This window comes from Rathayibacter oskolensis, from assembly GCF_900177245.1.
In the GTDB taxonomy this organism is placed as follows: domain Bacteria; phylum Actinomycetota; class Actinomycetes; order Actinomycetales; family Microbacteriaceae; genus Rathayibacter; species Rathayibacter oskolensis.
On the sequence record NZ_FXBM01000003.1, the window covers coordinates 124,005 to 141,926 of the forward strand.

Genomic DNA, 17,922 nt, shown 5'->3' on the forward strand with positions numbered 1-17,922 from the left:
GTCATCCTTTCACTCCGGATCCGAGATCGGTCGAGACGAAGTAGCGCTGGAACACGATGAACAGCACCACGACGGGGGCTGCGAGCACGACGGCGCCCGCGAGGATCGCCCCGAACGGGTTGTCGGTCGACGACGCGACGTTCGAGATGTAGTTGGCCAACGACACGGCGAGCGGCTGCAGCGACGCGTCCTTGGTGATGAGGAAGGGCCAGAGGAACTCGTTCCACGGGCCGATGAAGGTCAGCAGCACGGCCGTGACCAGTGCGGGGCGCACCAGCGGCAGAGCGATGGTCCACAGCAGCTTGATCTCGCCGGCGCCGTCGATGCGAGCGGCCTCGAACAGCTCCTTGGGCAGCTGCAGGAAGTACTGCCGGAAGATGATCACCGCCGTGGAGTTGATCGCGAACGGCAGGATCATGCCGAGGTGGCTGTCGGCGAGCCCGTAGTCGCGCGCGATCAGCACGTAGAGCGGGATCTGCAGCAGCTGGAACGGGATGACCTGCACCAGCAGGGCGAGCGCGAAGACCGCGTTCCGTCCGCGCCACTGCAGCATCGCCAGCGCGTACCCGGCGAGGACGCCGAACACGATGGTGCACAGCAGCACCCCGCCGGTGAAGATCCCGGAGTTGACGAGACCCGTGAGCAGGCTGATCCGCTCGTTGACGTTGACGTAGTTGTCGAGCGTCAGGTTCCCCGGCTCGGGCAGTGCGCCCGCGAGGGTGGGATCGGGATCCGTCTGGAGTGACCCGATGACCATGTAGTAGAAGGGGAACAGGAAGACGATCGCTCCGAGCCCCAGCACCGTGCCCCGCAGGATCACCTGGAATCGGCTCGTGCCGACGGGGCGGCGGCGACCCGCCTGCTTCTCGGTCTCGGCGACCAGAGGGGCGGCCCCTCCGGCGCTCAGCTGCGCGGTCATGAGTTCCTCTCCCCGGCGAAGCGGTTCTGCAGGTAGGCGATGATCAGGACGCCGATGACCAGCACGACGCCGATCGCCGAGGCCACGTCGGGCTGCCCCTGCTGGATCCCCAGCTGGTACATCAGCAGCACGGGCGAGGCCGAGGCCCCGTTGGGTCCGCCGCCTCCGGTGAGGAGGTAGGGCTCGGTGAACAGGTTCGCGCCGGTCACCGTCGAGATCAGCAGCACCAGCAGCGTCGCCGGTCGCACGGTCGGCACGGTGACCGAGAGGAACTGCCGCACCTTCCCGGCTCCGTCCATCGACGCCGACTCGTACAGCTCCTTCGGCACGTTCTGCAGCGCGGCGAGGTACAGCAGGATGTAGAACCCGAGCTGCTTCCACGTCACGTAGATCGCGATGATCGGCATGGCGAGCTGGTCGTTGATCAGCCACGACGGGTTCGGCGCGAGCGGCCCGAGCAGGCTGTTGACCAGCCCGTTCCCGTTGAAGAGGAAGAGCCAGACCGCGACGACGGCGACGCTCGCCGAGACGTAGGGCACGTAGAAGCTCACCCGGAGGAACGTGCGCAGGTGCACGACCTTGTCGAGCGCCGAGGCGAGCAGCAGCGCGAGGATCACGGTCAGCGGCACGTTGATCACCAGGAAGATCCCGATGTTGCCGAACGAGCGGATGACCTGCGGGTTCGAGAACGCGGTGACGAAGTTCTCGAAGCCCACGAAGGGGCGCTCGACCTGCACTCCGGGAGCGGCGAAGAAGAAGTCGTGGAAGGCGATGTAGATCGAGTACCCGACCGGGAACGCGAAGACCGCGAGCACGAAGACCAGGTAGGGGCTCCCGAAGAGCAGCCCGAGCGGCTGGGGCCCGAGGACGCGGCGGAGCAGACTCCGCTTCGCGCCGGGCCCCGGGGCCCCGGCGCCGGTGGGCGTCGGGGCCTCGGAGGCGGTGACGGCGGTCATGTCAGGGTCACTGCTGGCCGGCGAGTCCGGTGACGGTCTCGGCCGCTCCGTCGAGGGCCGTCTTCACGTCGCCCTCGCCGAAGATCACGGTCTCGCCCCAGGCGTCGCGGATCGCCTGCAGCATCTGCACCGTGTTGGGTCCCGAGGGCACCTCGATGGTGCGGCTCGCCTGGTCGCCGAAGCGCTGGTAGGCGGGGTTGGCCTCGAAGTAGTCGGCGTAGGTGGTCTGCAGATCGGTGCGCAGCGGCATCTGGCCGGTGGTCTCGAGCAGCGAGCGGTCCTGCTCCTCGCTCGTGGCGAACTTCAGCACCTCCCAGGCGGTGCCCTTGTTCTCGCACGCGCTGTAGAGGCCGACGTTCTTCGCGTCGCTGAAGGTCCAGGTGTCCTCGGCGGGCGTGCCCTCGGGGGTCGGCACCGAGACGGAGCCCCAGTTCAGGTCGGGGTACACCGAGACCGCCCACGGGCCGACGATCGACATGGCGGCCTGGCCGTCGGCGAAGGCGTCGCCCTGGTACTGCTCGCGTCCGGCGAGGCCCTGGTCGTAGAGGCTCTTCCAGAACTCCGCGACCTCGTAGCCGTCCTCGTCGGCGAAGGTGGCCTCGCCGTCCTCGACGAGCCCCTCGCCTCCGGTCGCCGCGGCGTAGAGCGGCATGAAGTCGAACTGGGTCTGGAAGAACTCGCTGGTGGGCGCGGGCTGGATGGCGGCGGGCGCCGCTCCGGACTCGACCAGCGTCTTCGACGTGGCGAGGAACTCGTCGTAGGTGGCGAGCGAGGGGTTCTCGGGGTCGAGACCGGCCTGGGCGAAGATGTCCTTGTTGTAGAAGATGACGACCGGGTTGCTCTTCCACGGCATCTGGAAGTAGTCGCCGTCGGCGTTCTGGTACTGCTCGGCGAGGTCGCCGCTGCGGGTCTCGATGTAGTCCTCGCCGTCCTCGAACTCCGACAGGTCGACGAGGCCGCCCTGCCGCTCGAACTGTCCGACGGCGCTCGGGGCGGTGTTGAACACGAGGCACGGCGCGTTGCCGGCGGTGATCGCGGCTCCGATGACCTCCTCGCTGCTCTTGCCGGCGGGGATCTCCTGGCCGGTGATCTCCTGGTCGGGGTTCTCGGCGTTCCACGCCTCGACCATCGCCTTGCCCCAGGCGACCTCCTGCTCGTTGTTCGAGTACCAGATCGTGATCGGTCCGGTCGCGGTGAGGTCGGTGGAGGCGCCTCCCCCTCCGCCGCTGCAGGCGGTGAGTCCGAGGGTGGCCAGGGAGGCGATGCCGATCCCGGTGAGCAAGCGTCTCTTCAGCGAGGTGCCCATGGTGTTCTCCTTCGTTCTGTCGTGCGCGTGCGCGGCGGTGCGCTCGCGTCTCGGGTGGTCACGACCGCGGCGGGGCGGTCGAGTGGCGCACCACGAGCCCTGCGGGCTCGAGGTCGGTGTCGTGGGCGCTCCCCTTCTCGATGAGCTCGAGGAGGGTGCGGGCGGCGGCCTCGCCCCAGCGCGCGGGGCGCGTGCGGGCGGAGGTGAGCGTGGGGTAGACGTGGGCGGCGATCTCGGAGTCGTCGAATCCGGTGATCGAGAGGTCGTCGGGCAGGCGCAGACCGCGGGTGTGCGCGACTCCGAGGCCGGCGATCGCCATCGGGTCGTTCGCGTAGACGATCGCGGTCGGCGTCTCGGCGAGATCGAGGAGCGTCTCGGTCGCGGCGGCGCCCTGGCCGGCACTGAAATCCGTGCGGACGACGGGGCCGGGCGTGAGGCCCGCCTCCGTGCAGGCCCGCTCGAACGCCTCGCGGCGGCGCAGGGAGTGCAGCAGGTGGTCGGGTCCCGCGACGTGGGCGATCCTCCGGTGCCCGAGGCCCGCGAGGTGCTGCACGGCGTCGGTGATCCCGGCCGTGTCGTCCATGACGACGGCGGGCGAGGCGGAGCCGTCGTAGCGGCCGAGCGTGACGGCGGGCATCCCGAGCTCGGCGAGGAGCCCGGGGCGGGCGTCGTCGCTGCGCAGGTCCGAGAGGAACACGCCGTCGACGCGACGGTCGGCGGCGAGGGTGCGGTAGACCGCCTCCTCGGAGGCGCCCGGCTCGACCACGCTCAGCACGAGCACCCGCCCGCGCTCGGCGAGCACCCGCTCGACACCCGAGATGAAGGAGGGGAAGAACGGGTCGGCCGCGATGACCTCGGGGTCTCGGGCGACGACCAGGCCGACGGCGAACGAGACGCTCGTCGAGAGGGAGCGGGCGGTGAGGCTCGGGCGGTAGCCGAGCTCGGAGGCGATGCGGAGGATGCGCTCGCGGGAGTCCGGCGAGACGCCGGGCCGGTCGTTGAGGGCGAACGACACGAGGGCCTTGCTGACTCCGGCCTCACGGGCGACGTCGAGGATGGTCGGTCTGCTGGCCATCGCGTGCTCCCTGCTCGTCATCGAGTGGTGTCGTCCGGGTCGATCTGAACCGGTTTTGTAAACCGGTTCAGGGCACGCTAACAGATCTGCCGCCCGAAGTGGGGCACGGGCCTTCGCCGATCAGCTCCGTCGGCCGTCGATCGGCCGCGGCGCGACGGAAGCCATCGGCGCGCCGTGGCCGTCCGCTCCGTCTCGCCCGATGGGTGCGCGCTCAGACGCCCCAGTTCACGAACGGGGCGCGGATGCTCGAGACCGCGATCTCGTCCTCCGCGAGCACGCCGACGGAGTTCGTCAGGTCACCGCCGTTCTGCGTTCCGATCACCGTCTCGTCGAATCGGAAGTACGCGAGGGAGACGCCGGCCCCGCTGTCGACCAGTCCCTCCGGATGCTCGGCCTGCACCTCGGCCGTGGTGTCGCCGACCGAGACGCCGCCCAGGGTGCTGATCGCGACGTCGCCGACGACCGGCGCGGTCGCCTCGAGCTGGAAGTCGGGCTCGGGGTAGGTCGACTCCGGCCCTCCGGCGTCGTAGACCTCGTAGTCGCGGTAGGCGAATCCCGGCCAGCTCGACTTGCGGCTGCTGTAGCCCTCGTACGGGATGTCGTCCGATTCGGTCGGAGCACTGCCGAACGCCTCCGTGAGGGCCGCCACCGCGCCGGTGCCGTTGCGGTACTCCCACGTTCCCAGCTCGACTCCGGAGTCGTCGACCAGCGTGAACGACGTCGGCCCCATCAGCAGGGCCGCCGCGTCCGCTACCGCGGGCGTCGCGGAGGCGGTGGGCGTCGCCGCCGCCGGATCGGTGGCGGTCGGCGTCGTGGAGGCGGTCGCCGCCGGCGCCGCACTGCCCGCGGTCGTCGGGTCGGCGGTCGGATCGGCGCCGGGAACGCATCCGGCGAGGGAGGCGGCGACCGCGCCGGTCAGGAGGACGGCGACGAGCGCACGGGAACGGACGGACATGGCGGTGGACCCCCGGAGAGCGGACAGCGGAAGCGCGACTCGCCCCCTCCGCACATCATCCGGCGGTGGAGCCCCGAGAAGGCGCCCTGCGCGATAACGATCGCGATACCGCCGCCTCAGAACGAGGGCGCCCGCGAGATCCAGCCCGTCGCCTCCTCGATCGCACGGGTGACGGCGAGCAGCTGCGCCTCGCGGCCGTGGCGACCGACGACCTGCACGCCGACGGGGAGGCCTCCGGCGGTGAAGCCGGCCGAGGTCACGACCACCGGATGCGCGGTGAGCGTCAGGCGGTTCGCGAGCATCTGCCAGGTGAAGTAGCGGTCGAAGCGCGCGCCGTCCACCTCCGGCACCCACTCGAGCTCGGCGGGCGGCGCCACCACCGGGGTCGCGGGCAGGATCAGCACGTCGTGCCGCTCGAGCAGCGCCGCGGTGTCGCGGAAGAGGCGCGTGCGGCGCTCGTAGGCGTCGGCCAGCTGCGTCGCCGTCGTCGCGCGACCCTGCGTCACGTTGCGGAGGTAGTCGGGCCGGAACCCGGTCGCGCCCGCGTCGACGGCGTGGCGGCCGCCGAGGAAGAACTCGAACGTCTCGATCGTCTCCCAGGCCTCGTCGGCGCCCGCGAAGTCCGGCTCGTCGAGCTCGATCAGCGCGCCGAGACCCTCGAGCTGCGAGGCGAACGCGGCGTGGGCGAGGCGCACCTCCGGGTCGATCGGCAGCCCTCCCGCGTCGGCGCTCCACGCGATGCGGAGGCCGGCGACCGACACGGGCCGCGCCTCGTGCACCGGCAGCGACGACAGCGGCCAGACGCTCTTCTCGACCGACAGCGCACCGAGGAACAGCGCCGCATCGGCGGAGTCGCGCGCCATCGGGCCGGTCACGCCGTGCGGGGTCCACGCATTGCCGGTGCGTCCGCTCGCGACGCGCCCCGGGCTCGGCCGCACGCCCACGACGTTGCAGAACGCGGCCGGGTAGCGCAGGCTGCCGCCGCTGTCGGAGCCGTCGGCGATCGGCAGCATCCGGGCGGCGAGCGCGGCGGCCGCGCCTCCGCTCGAGCCGCCCGCATGCCGGGAGGTGTCCCACGGGTTCACCGTGGTGCCGAAGACCGGGTTGAAGGTCAGCACCCCCTGACCCATCTCGGGGGTGTTCGTCTTGCCGATGATGATCGCGCCGGCCTCGCGGAGGAGGGTCGCCAGCACGCTGTCGTGCGCGGCCGGCGCGGCGTCGGCGAAGGCCGCGGAGCCGTTGATCGTCGGGAAGCCGGCGACGTCCATCAGGTCCTTCACCGCAGTGGGCAGGCCGTGCAGCGGAGGGAGCGCCTCCCCCGCCGCGAGCGCCTCGGCGGTGCGCCGGTCGGCCGCCTCCGCAGCGGCGAGCGAGACCGAGTCGGGCTGCTGCGAGACGACGGCGCGGAGGGAGGGGTTCCGCTCCTCGATCCGCTCGAGGTGCGCGCGCATCACCTCGACCGCCGACACCTCGCGGGAGGCGACGGCCGCGGCGAGCGAGACGGCGCTGCGGTCGGCGAGATGCTCCGCCATCAGCGGCCACCGTCGTGGTCGTGCTGCTGCGGTGCGTGCTCGTGGCCGGCGTGCGCATCGGAGGCGTGCGCCGCGTGCCCCGCGTGATCCCCGTGCCCCGCGTGATCCCCCGCCGGCATCGCGCAATGGTCCGACTCCGCCGACGCCGGCACGTCGAGCGAGGGGTTGCGGTCGAAGAAGCCGTCGGGCTCGAGGCGCAGGCTGATGCGGTCGACCGGCATGATCGGCCACTGCTCCGGGCGCGGGAAGTGGTGCACGCCGAGCACCGGCCAGAGCACGAGCCGCTCGTTCTCGAGCGAGCGGTCCTCCTGCTGCCACACGTGCACGCCGTCGTCGCCGAGCTCTCCCTGGTTGGGGTACTCGCCGGCGATGAAGCGCTGCTCGGGATCGAACGCGCTCGCCCAGAGGTGCTGCGCGACGAAGGGCGCCTTGCGCTCGACGACGCTGCCGGGGCGGGCGTAGAGCTGCGCGGTGTTCTGGATCGCGAGCCGGTAGGCGGTGCTCTCGCCGTAGCGGTTCTGCGCCGACTCGCTCTCGACGCGCCAGTGCAGGGCGCGCGCGGGGTCGGCTCGACGCGCGCCGAGCGCCTCCGTCGACAGCGGCGTCTCGACCGCGATGCAGGCGTTGCCGTAGGGGTTCGTCGTCTCGTCGGGGTCGGCCTCGGCGTGCACCTCGACGAGGCGGTTGAGCGGCCCGTCGATCGCGGTGTCGAGCCGCACCGCGAAGTAGTGCTGGTGGGTGGGCGCCTGCACGTTCGGCGCGACCAGCCGGCCCGAACGGGGCGTCTCGCCGTCGGCGATGCCGCTGACCGACATCAGCCCCGTGAGCTTCACCTCGAGCTCGATCGAGCCGTCCTGGTACAGCGACCAGTAGAAGCCGTAGTCGTAGTTCGCGACCGTCGCGAAGCTCGAGATCACCAGGCGGCGGCTGCGGCGCACCTCGGCGCTTCCCGTGCGCGTGTTGACGTGCTTCCAGAGGATGGAGTCGTCCTCCTCGTGCAGGCAGATGCCGTTGGCGATCGTCTGCGGCTCGCCGTGGCCGTCGAGGTACTCGACGTCGAAGTAGCGGATCTCGCCGAGGCAGTCGCAGCCGAGCTCGAGGCTCGCCGTGAGCGGGCCCGCGCCGTACTCGCCCCAGTCGAAGAAGTTCTTGCGGTACGCGGTCGGGTCGCTGTCGAGATAGGGCACGTACATCTCGTTGACGGCGGCGCGCGCCAGCACGGGCCGCTCGACGCCGTGGTCGAGGTAGGTCACCTCGTGCAGCACGAGCCCCTCGCGGTGGCTGAAGCCGACCCGGAACGACCAGTTCTGCCAGGTGACGCGATGCCCCTCGATCGCGAACCCCGGGCCGTCGGCCTGCACGATGTCGAGCGTCGAGACCTCGCGGTCCGGCCCCCAGGTGCCGGCGGTGTAGGTGCCGGTCTCGCTCGCCATCGGGATCACGCCGTGATCCTCGATGCGGATCACCTCGAGGGTGTCGAGGTCGAGGATGGGCACGAGCCCGGCGACCGGGCGCGCGTAGCCGTTGTCCTCGGGGAACTCGCGGTACCAGACGGTGCCCCAGCTGAGGCGCCGGTCGGCGAGATCCTCGGGCACGAAGCCGGTGATCGACTCCGGATCGACCCAGACCAGCGACGTGTCGGTGATGCCGCGGAGCGCGAGCGCCTCCTTCAGCAGCGGCGACTCGCGGGCGGCGCGCGCGATCATGCGCGCCTCGTCGCTCGAGACACCGGGGCGGCGGTGATCGACGTCGGTCCAGACCTCGACGATCGCGGGGCTCGACGGGCCGGCGGTCCAGCCGCGCACCTCCCACGCCGCTCGGGCGTCGGGATCCATCACGACCAGGCGCACGGGGCGGGCGCCGCCGGGCTCGACGCCGCGCGCCTTCTCCTCGTCGAGCGAGATCCCCCAGAAGCGCGGGCGCTCGCCGATGCGGTCGCTGCTGCGCACCGCGGCGACGAAGGAGGCGATCTCGGCCGAGTCGAGCGGGTCGAGGACGTGGGCGGTGGAGCTCATGGCGTTCCTTCGGGTCGGAGCTTCGGAGGTGTCGGAGGGTCAGGCGGGGAGCACGACGGCGCGGCCGTCGGCGCGCGGGTCGCTGGCCGCGTCGAGCCGGCCGTCGGCGTGGAGCCGCACGAGCTGCACGTGCCCCGCCTCGTCGATCTGCCCGTCGGCCAGGGCGACCGGGAGGCCGAGCGCGCCGGCCGCGGCGATCGCCTCGCCGACGCCGGGTTCGGCGACGAGCGTCAGCTCCTCGTGGCCGAGATCGCGCGCGCCGACGACGAAGCGCGGGCGGGCGAGCACCGAGGCGGGGTCGGCGGCCGGGTCGAGCAGTTCGTGGGCCAGCTGCGCGAGGATCCACGGCTGGGCGCTGCCGCCCTGGCAGCCGAGGCCGAGGGTGAGCTCGCCGGTCTCGGCGATCACCGGCAGGAGGGTGTGCGGCGGGCGGAGGCCGGGCCCGACGTGCGCGGGGTGCGCGGGGTCGGTGCTGAAGGCCGAGCCGCGGTTGTGCAGCACGATCCCGGTGGCGGGGTCGAGGATCCCCGAGCCGAAGAGCTGGTAGACGCTCTGGATCAGGGTGACGACGGTGCCGTCGGAGTCGGCGGCCGTCACCGCGACGGTGTCTCCCAGCGCGCGGCCCGCGCGGGGGAGCGCGCCCTCGCGGGAGGGTCCGCGCGGGTCGAGCATGGCGGCGACGTCGATGGCGCCTCCGCGCGGGTCGCCGAGCGCGGCCTGGCGCACCAGCGCGGCGTCGCGCACGGCCTCGACGAGCTGCGCGGTGTCGCCGCCGAGCGCCTCGGGGAGGATGCCCAGCAGCACCACTCCCTGGCTCGGCGGCGGCGCGACCCACCAGCGCACGCCTCCGACTCCCGAGGCGACCGGCTCGACCTTCTCGGCCCGGTGCGCGGCGAAGTCGGCGGCGGTGTGCGCCCCGCCGAGCTCGCGCAGCCGCGCGGCGAGCGAGCGGGCGATGCGGCCGCGGTAGAACGCGCCCGGGTCGTCGGCGAGCTCGGCGAGCGAGGCGGCGAGCGCCGGCTGGACGAGCGGATCGCCCTCGCCCAGCAGCCCGCCCGCGCCGTCTCCGAAGACTCCGCGCATGCCGCTGTCGGCCTGGAGCTCGTCGCTGCGGGCGCTGATCGCCCTGTCCAGCCCGGCCGAGACGGGGACTCCGTCGGCGGCGAGCCGAGCGGCGCGGCGGAGGGGAGCCTCGAGTCCCAGGAGCCCGCCGAGCTCCGAGAGCGCCCGCCAGCCGGCGACCACGCCCGGGATCGTGACGGTCTGCGCGCCCTGACGCGGCATCCGCTCCTCGCGGGCGAGCGCGGCGACGTCGATGCCCGCCGGCGCGGCTCCCGCCGAGATCACGGCCGTCACTCCGTCGCCGGGCGAGCGGACCAGGGCGATCAGGTCGCCTCCGAGCCCGCACTGGTGCGGGTAGACGACGGTCAGCGCGGTGGCCGCGGCGAGAGCGGCGTCGATCGCGTCGCCTCCGTCGGCCACCGCCTCGGCAGCGGCCGCGAGCGCGGCGGGGTGGGGCGCGGCGACGGCGACGCGGGAGGGAGGGAGGCAGGCGGTCATGCGGTGGTCACCATCCGGGTGGGGCTGAGGAATGCGAGATCGGGGCGGTCGACGCCCTCGACGAGGTCGGCGAGCGCCTCCCCGATCGCGGGGCCGAACTTGAAGCCGTGGCCCGAGCAGGCGGCGGCGATCAGCACCTCGGGGTGCTCGGGGTGCTCGCCGACCACGAATCGCTTGTCGGGGGTCATCGTGTAGAGGCAGGCCACGGCCTCGGCGCCCGCGGTCCGGATGCCGGGGACGAAGCGGCCGAGGAGCTCCGCGAGGTGCGCGACCTCGGTCTCGGTCGGCGGGGCGACGGGGACCGCCGGATCCCAGACGGGGCCCGCGTCGATCCCGATCTTGGCCCCGGAGCCGGCCGCCTCGGGGAGGCCGAAGACCAGCCCCTCCGGCAGGTCGACCGAGAAGCAGCCGAGCGCCGGCGGCTGAGCGACCGGCTGCCCGGCGGGCGCGGTGAGGGTGAGGATGCGCTGCACCTCGAAGAAGCCCGCCGTCTCGGGCAGCAGGGCGGCGACCCAGGCGCCTCCGGAGACGATCAGCCGGCGGGCGCGCAGCTCGCCCGACCCGGTGCGCACGGTGACGACGCCGTCGGCGACGCTCCAGTCGAGCACCGCCACGTCGAAGCGGAGGTCGGCTCCGGCCGCGACGGCGGCTCTCCGGGCGAAGGCGAGCGCTCGCGCGGCCTCGACCACTCCGGCGTCGGGATCGTGGACGACTCCGTAGCCCTCCGGCGTCCGGAGCGACGCGGCGATGCCGCCGGTGCGGGCGACCGGCCGGCTGCGCCCGCCCTGCAGGGAGGCGGCTCCGCGGTGCGCGTAGAGCCCGCCGGTCGGGTGCACGAAGGGCGCGCCGTCGGCGAGGCCCCAGCGCTCCCAGCCGCGGAAGGCGCGGTCGACGAGGTCGTTCCACACCGGGCTCGGGTAGGCGCGCCGGATCATCCGGGTCGCCCCGTGCGACGAGCCGCGGACGTGCCCGGGGCCGAACTGCTCCAGCCCGACGACGTCCCGGCCGCGGAGAGCGAGCTCGTACGCCGTCGCGGAGCCGTGGATCCCGAGGCCGAGGACGATCGCGTCGTGCACGGTGCTCGCGTCGTGCACGGTCACCGCGCGCCCTCCGCGATCGCCGAGACGCCCGCGAGCAGCGCCTCCACGTCGGAGTCGTCGGTGTAGACGTGCGGAGAGACGCGGACGACGCTCGCGAGGCCGCGGGCGCCCAGATCCCACTGCGCGTGCGTGGCGGGGATGGCGAGCGAGTCGACCGCCGCCTCGCGCAGGGCGGCCGAGACCTGCTTGCCGGTCAGTCCCGCGACGGTGAAGGTGACGATGCAGGAGGGAGAGGTGGGCGGGTCCGTCACCGCGACTCCGCCGATGGCCGCGAGGCGCTCGCGCAGCCGGGCGCCGAGGGCGACCAGGTGCGCCTCGGTCGCCGCCATCCCGCGCTCGCGCGCCTGCCGCAGCGCGACGCCGAGGCCGAGGCGGGTGGCGACCGACGACTCCCAGGTCTCGAGGGCCCTCGCCGTGCCGTCCATCGTCCACTCCTCGCTGCCGGTCCACAGCGAGCCTCGCACGTCGGGCGCCCAGGCGCCGAGGCCGTCGAGCAGCCCGCGGCGGAGGTAGACCAGGCCGGTCCCGCGGGGCCCGCGGAGGAACTTGCGGCCCGTCGTGACGAGGGCGTCGCAGCCGATCGCCCGCACGTCGATGTCGAGCTGACCGACCGACTGGGTCGCGTCGAGCACGGTGATCGCTCCGTAGCGCCGCGCGAGCGCGCCGATCGCGGCCACCGGCTCGACGAGGCCGGACGAGGTGGGGATGTGCACGGCACTGACGACGGTGCGACCGCTCGCGGTGGCGAGCGCGCTCTCGAGCGCCTCCAGATCCATGCCGCCGGACTCGTCGTTGGGGAGCACCACCAGCTTCACGCCGTCGTGGCGCTGCAGGGCGAGCATCCGGAGCGCCTGGCTGACGTAGCTCGAGCGCGGGGCGAGCACGGTGTCGCCCGGGCCGAGGCGGAGCGCGTCGAACACCCCGCGGAGGCCCGACGTGGCGCTGTCGAAGAAGGCGATCTCGTCGGAGTCGGCGCCGAGCAGCGCGGCCGCCTCGGCGTAGGCCGCGTCGACGGCCGGGGAGGCGAGGTTCGCGGCCTCGTAGCCGCCCATCCGCTGCTCGAGCCGGAGGTGCGCGACGACCGCCTCGAGGACGGCGTCGTCCATCAGACCCGAGCCCGCGGCGTTGAAGTAGTGCCGCCCCGCCGTGCCTGCGGTGCGGGCGCGCTCGGCAGCGACGTCGAGAGACGCCACCGGGAGCGCGGCGGGGGCGCCGCCGTCGAGGCCGATCGTCATCAGGCAGATCCTTCCCGGCGGCTGTGGTCCGCGTGTGTCGTCGCCCCGCAGAGCACGTAATGGATCCCATCCTAGACAGGTTGTATCCATTCTTGCTACCGCCGGATACGCTGTTGTCCGACGGCCTGGTCCCGCGGCCGCCGACGCTCGAGAGGCCGCCATGACCCACTCCCCCGAACAGCGCGCGAGTGAGCTCGGCCTCGCGATCCCCGACTACGCGAACCCGCCCTACGGCGGCCGCTACGGCTCCGCCCTGCGGGCCTTCCACCGCACCGGCGACCTCCTCGAGCTGAGCGGCATCACACCGGAGTCGCGCGACGGCGCCCTGCTGCACCCCGGCTCCGTCGGCGTCGACATCACCGTGGAGCAGGCCCGGGAGGCGGCACGCTTCGCCGCGGTCAACGCGCTCGGCATGATCCGCCTCGCCCTCGGCTCCCTCGACGAGGTCGTCGCACTCTCGCGCGGACTCTGCTTCGTGCTCTGCCCGCCCGGCTTCGAGCGGCTCAACGAGGTCTCGAACGCGGCGAGCGACCTGCTGCTCGACGTCTTCGGCCCCGACGCCGGCCGGATGGGCCGCGCCTCGATCGGCGCGACCGCGCTCTCGCGCAGCGCCTGCTTCGAGCTCTGGCTCAGCCTGGAGTGCCGCCCGCTCACCCTGCCGGTCGCGTAGCCCGCGCAGCGCGCCCCCCGGAGCGGTGGGCCCGTGGTGCACCGCCTCACCCGGCACCGGTACCCCCTGTCGCGAGCGGCGTCCACGCGGTGGAATCGACTCCTGGGCGTGACGCCCGGATCCCGCAGAAGAGAAGGAACCCTTGTGACCACTTGGCTCATCACCGGATGCTCGACCGGCCTCGGCCGTGCCCTCGCGACCGCCGTCCTCGATCACGGCGACTCCGTGGTGGTCACCGCGCGCGACGTCGCCTCGGTGCAGGACATCGCCGACCGCTACCCCGACACCACCCTCGCGCTGGCCCTCGACGTCACCGACGACGAGCAGGTCTCCTCGGTCGTCCGGGCGGCCGAGGAGCGCTTCGGCGCCGTCGACGTGCTGGTGAACAACGCCGGCTACGGCTACCGCTCGGCCGTCGAGGAGGGGGAGGACGCCGACGTCCAGCGGCTCTTCGACACCCACCTCTTCGGCAGCGTCCGCACGATCAAGGCGGTGCTGCCGGCGATGCGGGCGCGCCGCAGCGGCACGATCGTGAACCTCTCCTCGATCGGCGCGCGCATCTCTCCGGAGGGGTCGGGCTACTACGCCGCCGTGAAGGCCGCGATCGAGGCGCTCACCGAGTCGCTCCGCAAGGAGGTCGCCCCGCTGGGCATCCGCGCCTTCTCGGTCGAGCCGGGCGGATTCCGCACCGACTTCGCCGGTCGCTCGCTGACGCAGTCCTCGGTGCCGATCGCCGACTACGCCGACACGGCGGGCAAGCGCCGCAAGGAGAACGACACCGTGCACGGCACCCAGAAGGGCGACCCGGCCAAGGCGGCGGCCGCGCTGATCCAGGTCGTCGAGGCCGACGACTCGCCCTCGATCCTCCTGCTCGGCAACGACTCCTCCGATGCGTTCCGCGCCGCGCTCGACGCCCTGCGCGCCGACGTCGACGCCTGGGAGGAGCTCAGCCGGAGCACCGACTTCGCCGACGGCGAGTGACGGGCGCCCCCGATCCGCTGTGAGGGCAGCGGAGGCTCGCCCCGCCTCAGAGGGCGCGGGCAGCGACTCCGTGCAGTGGCGCGAGAGCACTGTCGAGTGCCGCTTCGAGGGGCCAGGCCGACCGCTCCGGCTGGCTCAGCACGAGGCCCCCCTGGATGGCCGCGAGGATCACGGCGGCGAGGCGATCCGGGTCCGCTGCTGGGTCGACCTCGCCGGCGGCCTGCATCCGGCGCACTCCGGCGGCGAGCAGGCCCCTCCAGTCGCGCATCGCGCCGGCGATCGCGCTCTCGAGCTCGGCGTCGATCATCGCCGCCTGGCTCGCCAGCGACCCGATCGGGCAGGCCCACCGGCCGCGGCCGATGTAGTAGTCGACCAGGCCGGTGCGCCAGCGCTCCCACGACGACCACGAGCCCAGGTCGTGGATCTCGGGCTCCTGGGCCTCGAGCAGCTGCGCGCCCTCCCACTGCGCGACCTCGCGGACGAGCTCGGCCTTGCCTCCGGGGAAGTAGTGGAAGAGCTGGCTCTTGCTGGTCAGCGTCGCCGCGCGCACCCCGTCGAGGGTCGTCCCGCCGATCCCCGACGCGAGGATCTGCTCGCCCGTCGCCTCGATGATGCGCTGGCGCGTCCGGCGTCCCCGTTCGGTCAGCGTCGCGTGCTCCATCCCGTCAGCCTACTGGAGTGGACCGATCGGTCCATCGATGTGATACGAATGGACCATGCAGTCCAACACTGAGATCCTCCAGTCCCTCCCCACCGATACCCGCCTCGCCGGGCGCACCGCGATCGTCACCGGTTCGAGCAGCGGCATCGGCGAGGCGATCGCCCGCGTGCTCGCCGCCTCGGGCGCCGCCGTCGTCGTCACCGGCCGGAACGCCGACCGCGCCCGGGCGGTCGCCGAGTCGATCACCTCGGCGGGCGGCACCGCCCACGTCGTCACGGCCGACCTCTCCGCCGGCTACGACGACATCCGCGCCTTCGCCCGAGCCGCGACGCTGGCGCTCGGCGGACGCGTCGACATCCTCGTGAACAACGCCGGGGTGTACCCGGTGGGTCCGACCGCGGCCCTCTCCGACGACGATCTCGACTCGGTGCTGGCCACGAACATCCGCGTGCCCCACGTCCTCGTCGCCGAGCTGGCCCCGGGGATGGCCGAGCGCGGGTCGGGAGCGATCGTCAACATCGGCTCCTGGATGTCGCGCGTGGGCATCCCGTTCGGAGCGGCGTACACCGCCTCGAAGGCGGCGATCGAGCAGATGACCCGCACCTGGGCCGCCGAGTTCGGGCCCCGCGGCGTGCGGGTGAACACGGTGTCGCCGGGCGCGACGTCGACGCCGGGCAACGCGGCCGACGCCGACGTCCTCGCGGCGATGACGGCGGGGACTCCGGCGGGGTCGCCCGTCCGACCGGTCGACATTGCCGTCGCCGTGCGCTTCCTGGCCTCCGACGAGGCGGCGTTCGCGCACGGCACCGTCCTCGACATCGACGGCGGCATCGCGAGCACGCGGCTCGGCTGAGTCCCGGTGTGCCCGAGGAGAGCCTTCTCGGGCACCCCGGCGGCGGGAGCGCGCCGGACGGGGGAACACGGACGGCCTCCCGCGCGTTCCCTCTGACATGACCGTTCCCCTCTCGATCCTCGACCTCGCCCCCATCGCCCCCGGAGAGACCGCGCGCGACAGCTTCGCGGCGTCGGTCGCGCTGGCGCAGCAGGCCGAGCGGAGCGGCTACCGCCGCGTCTGGTACGCCGAGCACCACAACATGGCCTCGATCGCCTCGAGCGCCACCGCCGTGCTCATCGCGCACGTGGCCTCGCAGACCTCCACGATCCGGCTCGGCTCGGGCGGCGTGATGCTGCCCAACCACTCCCCGCTGACCATCGCCGAGCAGTTCGGCACCCTCGAGACGCTCCACCCGGGGCGCATCGATCTCGGCCTCGGCCGCGCGCCCGGCAGCGACCAGGCCACGTTCCGCGCGATGCGCCGCGACCCGGAGTCGTCCGACCGCTTCCCGCAGGACGTCCTCGAGCTGCAGGCCTTCCTCGCCGGCGAGTCCCGCGTCCCCGGCGTGAGCGCCACCCCCGGAGCAGGCACCCGCGTCCCGCTCTACATCCTCGGCTCCTCGCTCTTCGGAGCGCAGCTCGCCGCGGCCCTCGGCCTGCCCTACGCCTTCGCCTCGCACTTCGCCCCCGACGCGCTGCACCAGGCCGTCGCCGAGTACCGCCGCGGCTTCCGCCCCTCCGAGCAGCTCGACGAGCCGTACGTGATCGCCGGCGTGAACGCCATCGCCGCCGACAGCGTCGACGACGCGCAGCAGCAGTTCGCCGAGATGAAGCGCGCGCGCCTCCTGATGCTGCTCCGCCAGAGCGGCCAGATCCCGCTCGACCGCGTCTTCGAGGCCGACGAGCTCGATCACCTGCTCAGCGCCCCCGTCGGCGCGCATGTGGCGAGCATGACCACCTACACCGGAGTCGGCACGGGCGAGCAGGTGGCCGACTACGTCGCCGACTTCGCGCGCACCGCCGAGGCCGACGAGGTCATCGTCGCCCACGCCTCCCTCGGCACGGAGGCGCGACTGCGCTCGGTCGCGCTGCTCGCGGACGCGAACGACCGCGTCGCCGCCTGACACGAACTCCCCTTGAACGAGGGGCCCTCCGCGCCGATAATCGGGAACCGGAGGGCCGGCTCGCGACTCGCAGGACGCGGCGTCGGAGACGGCTCGACATCCCGATCGGGCGAGGCGGAGGAGCACGGCGATGGTCGAGACGACGAGCCTGCGGGGAATGGCGACGGTCAGCTTCTGGGCCGACGACCTCGATGCGGCGAGGGCCTGGTACACCGAGCTCCTCGGGGTCGAGCCGTACTTCGTCCGACCGCCCGCACCGGCGCCGGCGGGGTACATCGAGTTCCGGATCGGTGACCACCAGCACGAGCTCGGCATCATCGATCGCCGGTACGCGCCCCCCGGCTCGGCGTCCGGCCCCGGAGGCGCGGTCCTCTACTGGCACGTCGACGACCTCGCGGCCGTCTACGACACGGTGATCGCGATGGGCGCCGTCGAGTACCAGCCGCCGACCGACCGCGAGGACGGCTTCGTCACCGCCGCGGTGGTCGATCCGTTCGGCAACGTGCTCGGGCTCATGCACAACCCGCACTACCTCGAGGTGCTCGAGAAGAGGCGATAGCCCTGGCGGGAGCGGGCGGCGCCCACGGTCAGTGACGCGGCGGTCAGCCCGCCGCTCCGGAGCCGCCGCCGACCGGGTTCGCGGCGACGACCGCGGCGACCAGTGCCAGCGCGGCCAGGGTGAGCGCGATCTCGCGGAGGAGCACCGGGCGCCGCGAGCGGACGCTCAGCAGCAGGTGGACGGCCGAGCCGCCTCCGAGGAGCGCCGACCAGACGACCAGCCCCCAGCCGAGGACGCCGACGAGCGGCAGGAGCACCTCCGCACCGAGCGTCGCGGAGGCCATCCGCGGAGCGACTCCGAGGGCCACCGCTGCACCGCTGGCGAGCACGAGGGCCGCCGCGGGCACGGTCACCGCTTCCGGATCGGGATCCGTGAATCGCTCCACGCCGGAACGGTAAGCCTCCGCACCGTCTGCGCGGCGAACACCGAGCATCCGGACG

Annotated in this window: 17 protein-coding genes; 5 read left to right on the forward strand and 12 right to left on the reverse strand. The window is 73.2% G+C overall.

Annotation, left to right across the window (positions count from 1 at the left end):
• Nucleotide 1 precedes the first annotated feature (1 nt).
• The 10 genes from B9Y99_RS15650 to B9Y99_RS18590 form a co-directional block, all read right to left on the reverse strand.
• Nucleotides 2-919: a carbohydrate ABC transporter permease gene (locus B9Y99_RS15650; RefSeq protein WP_085477565.1), complete on the reverse strand. Its 918-nt coding sequence runs from the start codon at nucleotides 917-919 to the stop codon at nucleotides 2-4.
• Complete coding sequence (locus B9Y99_RS15655) at nucleotides 916-1,875, reverse strand: carbohydrate ABC transporter permease (protein ID WP_085477566.1); 960 nt, start codon at nucleotides 1,873-1,875, stop codon at nucleotides 916-918. Before B9Y99_RS15655 ends, B9Y99_RS15650 begins: the two co-directional genes overlap by 4 nt.
• 7 nt (nucleotides 1,876-1,882) lie before the next feature.
• A complete protein-coding gene (locus B9Y99_RS15660; protein ID WP_244274996.1) occupies nucleotides 1,883-3,181 on the reverse strand; it encodes an extracellular solute-binding protein in 1,299 nt (432 codons plus the stop codon).
• Nucleotides 3,182-3,239: 58 nt separating this feature from the next.
• Nucleotides 3,240-4,256 carry a LacI family DNA-binding transcriptional regulator gene (locus B9Y99_RS15665; RefSeq protein ID WP_085477859.1) on the reverse strand — a complete coding sequence of 339 codons (1,017 nt, stop codon included), beginning with the start codon at nucleotides 4,254-4,256 and terminating at the stop codon, nucleotides 3,240-3,242.
• 211 nt (nucleotides 4,257-4,467) lie between these two features.
• Entirely contained in the window at nucleotides 4,468-5,211 is a 744-nt protein-coding gene (locus B9Y99_RS15670; RefSeq protein ID WP_085477567.1) for a hypothetical protein, read from the reverse strand.
• Nucleotides 5,212-5,327: 116 nt separating this feature from the next.
• Nucleotides 5,328-6,743, reverse strand: a complete 1,416-nt coding sequence (locus tag B9Y99_RS15675) for an amidase (protein ID WP_085477568.1) — start codon at nucleotides 6,741-6,743, stop codon at nucleotides 5,328-5,330.
• Nucleotides 6,743-8,758, reverse strand: coding sequence for a primary-amine oxidase (locus B9Y99_RS15680; protein ID WP_085477569.1), 2,016 nt, complete (start codon nucleotides 8,756-8,758; stop codon nucleotides 6,743-6,745). Before B9Y99_RS15680 ends, B9Y99_RS15675 begins: the two co-directional genes overlap by 1 nt.
• Before the next feature lie 39 nt (nucleotides 8,759-8,797).
• Nucleotides 8,798-10,318, reverse strand: coding sequence for a gamma-glutamyltransferase (locus B9Y99_RS15685; protein ID WP_085477570.1), 1,521 nt, complete (start codon nucleotides 10,316-10,318; stop codon nucleotides 8,798-8,800).
• Complete coding sequence (locus B9Y99_RS18585; RefSeq protein ID WP_129588078.1) at nucleotides 10,315-11,418, reverse strand: FAD-dependent oxidoreductase; 1,104 nt, start codon at nucleotides 11,416-11,418, stop codon at nucleotides 10,315-10,317. The genes B9Y99_RS15685 and B9Y99_RS18585 overlap by 4 nt, the downstream gene beginning before the upstream one ends.
• Entirely contained in the window at nucleotides 11,415-12,653 is a 1,239-nt protein-coding gene (locus B9Y99_RS18590; protein ID WP_165759650.1) for an aminotransferase class V-fold PLP-dependent enzyme, read from the reverse strand. Before B9Y99_RS18590 ends, B9Y99_RS18585 begins: the two co-directional genes overlap by 4 nt.
• Nucleotides 12,654-12,813: 160 nt before the next feature.
• Here B9Y99_RS18590 and B9Y99_RS15695 point away from each other — a divergent pair, with 160 nt between their 5' ends.
• Entirely contained in the window at nucleotides 12,814-13,323 is a 510-nt protein-coding gene (locus tag B9Y99_RS15695) for a RidA family protein (RefSeq protein WP_085477571.1), read from the forward strand.
• 144 nt (nucleotides 13,324-13,467) lie between these two features.
• Nucleotides 13,468-14,304 carry an oxidoreductase gene (locus tag B9Y99_RS15700; RefSeq protein ID WP_085477572.1) on the forward strand — a complete coding sequence of 279 codons (837 nt, stop codon included), beginning with the start codon at nucleotides 13,468-13,470 and terminating at the stop codon, nucleotides 14,302-14,304.
• A gap of 46 nt (nucleotides 14,305-14,350) precedes the next feature.
• Here B9Y99_RS15700 and B9Y99_RS15705 read toward each other — a convergent pair whose 3' ends face one another.
• A complete protein-coding gene (locus B9Y99_RS15705; protein ID WP_085477573.1) occupies nucleotides 14,351-14,965 on the reverse strand; it encodes a TetR/AcrR family transcriptional regulator in 615 nt (204 codons plus the stop codon).
• 55 nt (nucleotides 14,966-15,020) lie between these two features.
• Here B9Y99_RS15705 and B9Y99_RS15710 point away from each other — a divergent pair, with 55 nt between their 5' ends.
• The 3 genes from B9Y99_RS15710 (at nucleotide 15,021) to B9Y99_RS15720 (ending at nucleotide 17,482) form a co-directional block, all read left to right on the forward strand.
• Nucleotides 15,021-15,818 (forward strand): SDR family NAD(P)-dependent oxidoreductase, encoded by a 798-nt coding sequence (locus B9Y99_RS15710; protein WP_085477574.1) that lies wholly within the window; start codon nucleotides 15,021-15,023, stop codon nucleotides 15,816-15,818.
• A gap of 97 nt (nucleotides 15,819-15,915) precedes the next feature.
• On the forward strand, nucleotides 15,916-16,923 hold the full coding sequence (locus B9Y99_RS15715; protein ID WP_085477575.1) for an LLM class flavin-dependent oxidoreductase: 1,008 nt from the start codon (nucleotides 15,916-15,918) through the stop codon (nucleotides 16,921-16,923).
• A gap of 130 nt (nucleotides 16,924-17,053) precedes the next feature.
• On the forward strand, nucleotides 17,054-17,482 hold the full coding sequence (locus B9Y99_RS15720; protein WP_085477576.1) for a VOC family protein: 429 nt from the start codon (nucleotides 17,054-17,056) through the stop codon (nucleotides 17,480-17,482).
• Between the two features lie 43 nt (nucleotides 17,483-17,525).
• Here the strand turns inward: B9Y99_RS15720 and B9Y99_RS15725 are convergent, their stop codons facing one another.
• A complete protein-coding gene (locus B9Y99_RS15725) occupies nucleotides 17,526-17,867 on the reverse strand; it encodes a hypothetical protein (protein ID WP_085477577.1) in 342 nt (113 codons plus the stop codon).
• Between the last annotated feature and the right edge of the window lie 55 nt (nucleotides 17,868-17,922).

Bases quoted from the DNA above. Each gene is read 5' to 3' on its own strand.
- B9Y99_RS15655 (WP_085477566.1), bottom strand. From the start codon at position 1,875: ATGACCGCCGTCACCGCCTCCGAGGCCCCGACGCCCACCGGCGCCGGG.
- B9Y99_RS15720 (WP_085477576.1), top strand. From the start codon at position 17,054: ATGGTCGAGACGACGAGCCTGCGGGGAATGGCGACGGTCAGCTTCTGG.
- B9Y99_RS15660 (WP_244274996.1), bottom strand. From the start codon at position 3,181: ATGGGCACCTCGCTGAAGAGACGCTTGCTCACCGGGATCGGCATCGCC.
- B9Y99_RS15665 (WP_085477859.1), bottom strand. From the start codon at position 4,256: ATGGCCAGCAGACCGACCATCCTCGACGTCGCCCGTGAGGCCGGAGTC.
- B9Y99_RS15680 (WP_085477569.1), bottom strand. From the start codon at position 8,758: ATGAGCTCCACCGCCCACGTCCTCGACCCGCTCGACTCGGCCGAGATC.
- B9Y99_RS15695 (WP_085477571.1), top strand. From the start codon at position 12,814: ATGACCCACTCCCCCGAACAGCGCGCGAGTGAGCTCGGCCTCGCGATC.
- B9Y99_RS15710 (WP_085477574.1), top strand. From the start codon at position 15,021: ATGCAGTCCAACACTGAGATCCTCCAGTCCCTCCCCACCGATACCCGC.
- B9Y99_RS15685 (WP_085477570.1), bottom strand. From the start codon at position 10,318: ATGACCGCCTGCCTCCCTCCCTCCCGCGTCGCCGTCGCCGCGCCCCAC.
- B9Y99_RS15675 (WP_085477568.1), bottom strand. From the start codon at position 6,743: ATGGCGGAGCATCTCGCCGACCGCAGCGCCGTCTCGCTCGCCGCGGCC.
- B9Y99_RS15670 (WP_085477567.1), bottom strand. From the start codon at position 5,211: ATGTCCGTCCGTTCCCGTGCGCTCGTCGCCGTCCTCCTGACCGGCGCG.
- B9Y99_RS15705 (WP_085477573.1), bottom strand. From the start codon at position 14,965: ATGGAGCACGCGACGCTGACCGAACGGGGACGCCGGACGCGCCAGCGC.
- B9Y99_RS18590 (WP_165759650.1), bottom strand. From the start codon at position 12,653: ATGACGATCGGCCTCGACGGCGGCGCCCCCGCCGCGCTCCCGGTGGCG.
- B9Y99_RS15715 (WP_085477575.1), top strand. From the start codon at position 15,916: ATGACCGTTCCCCTCTCGATCCTCGACCTCGCCCCCATCGCCCCCGGA.
- B9Y99_RS15650 (WP_085477565.1), bottom strand. From the start codon at position 919: ATGACCGCGCAGCTGAGCGCCGGAGGGGCCGCCCCTCTGGTCGCCGAG.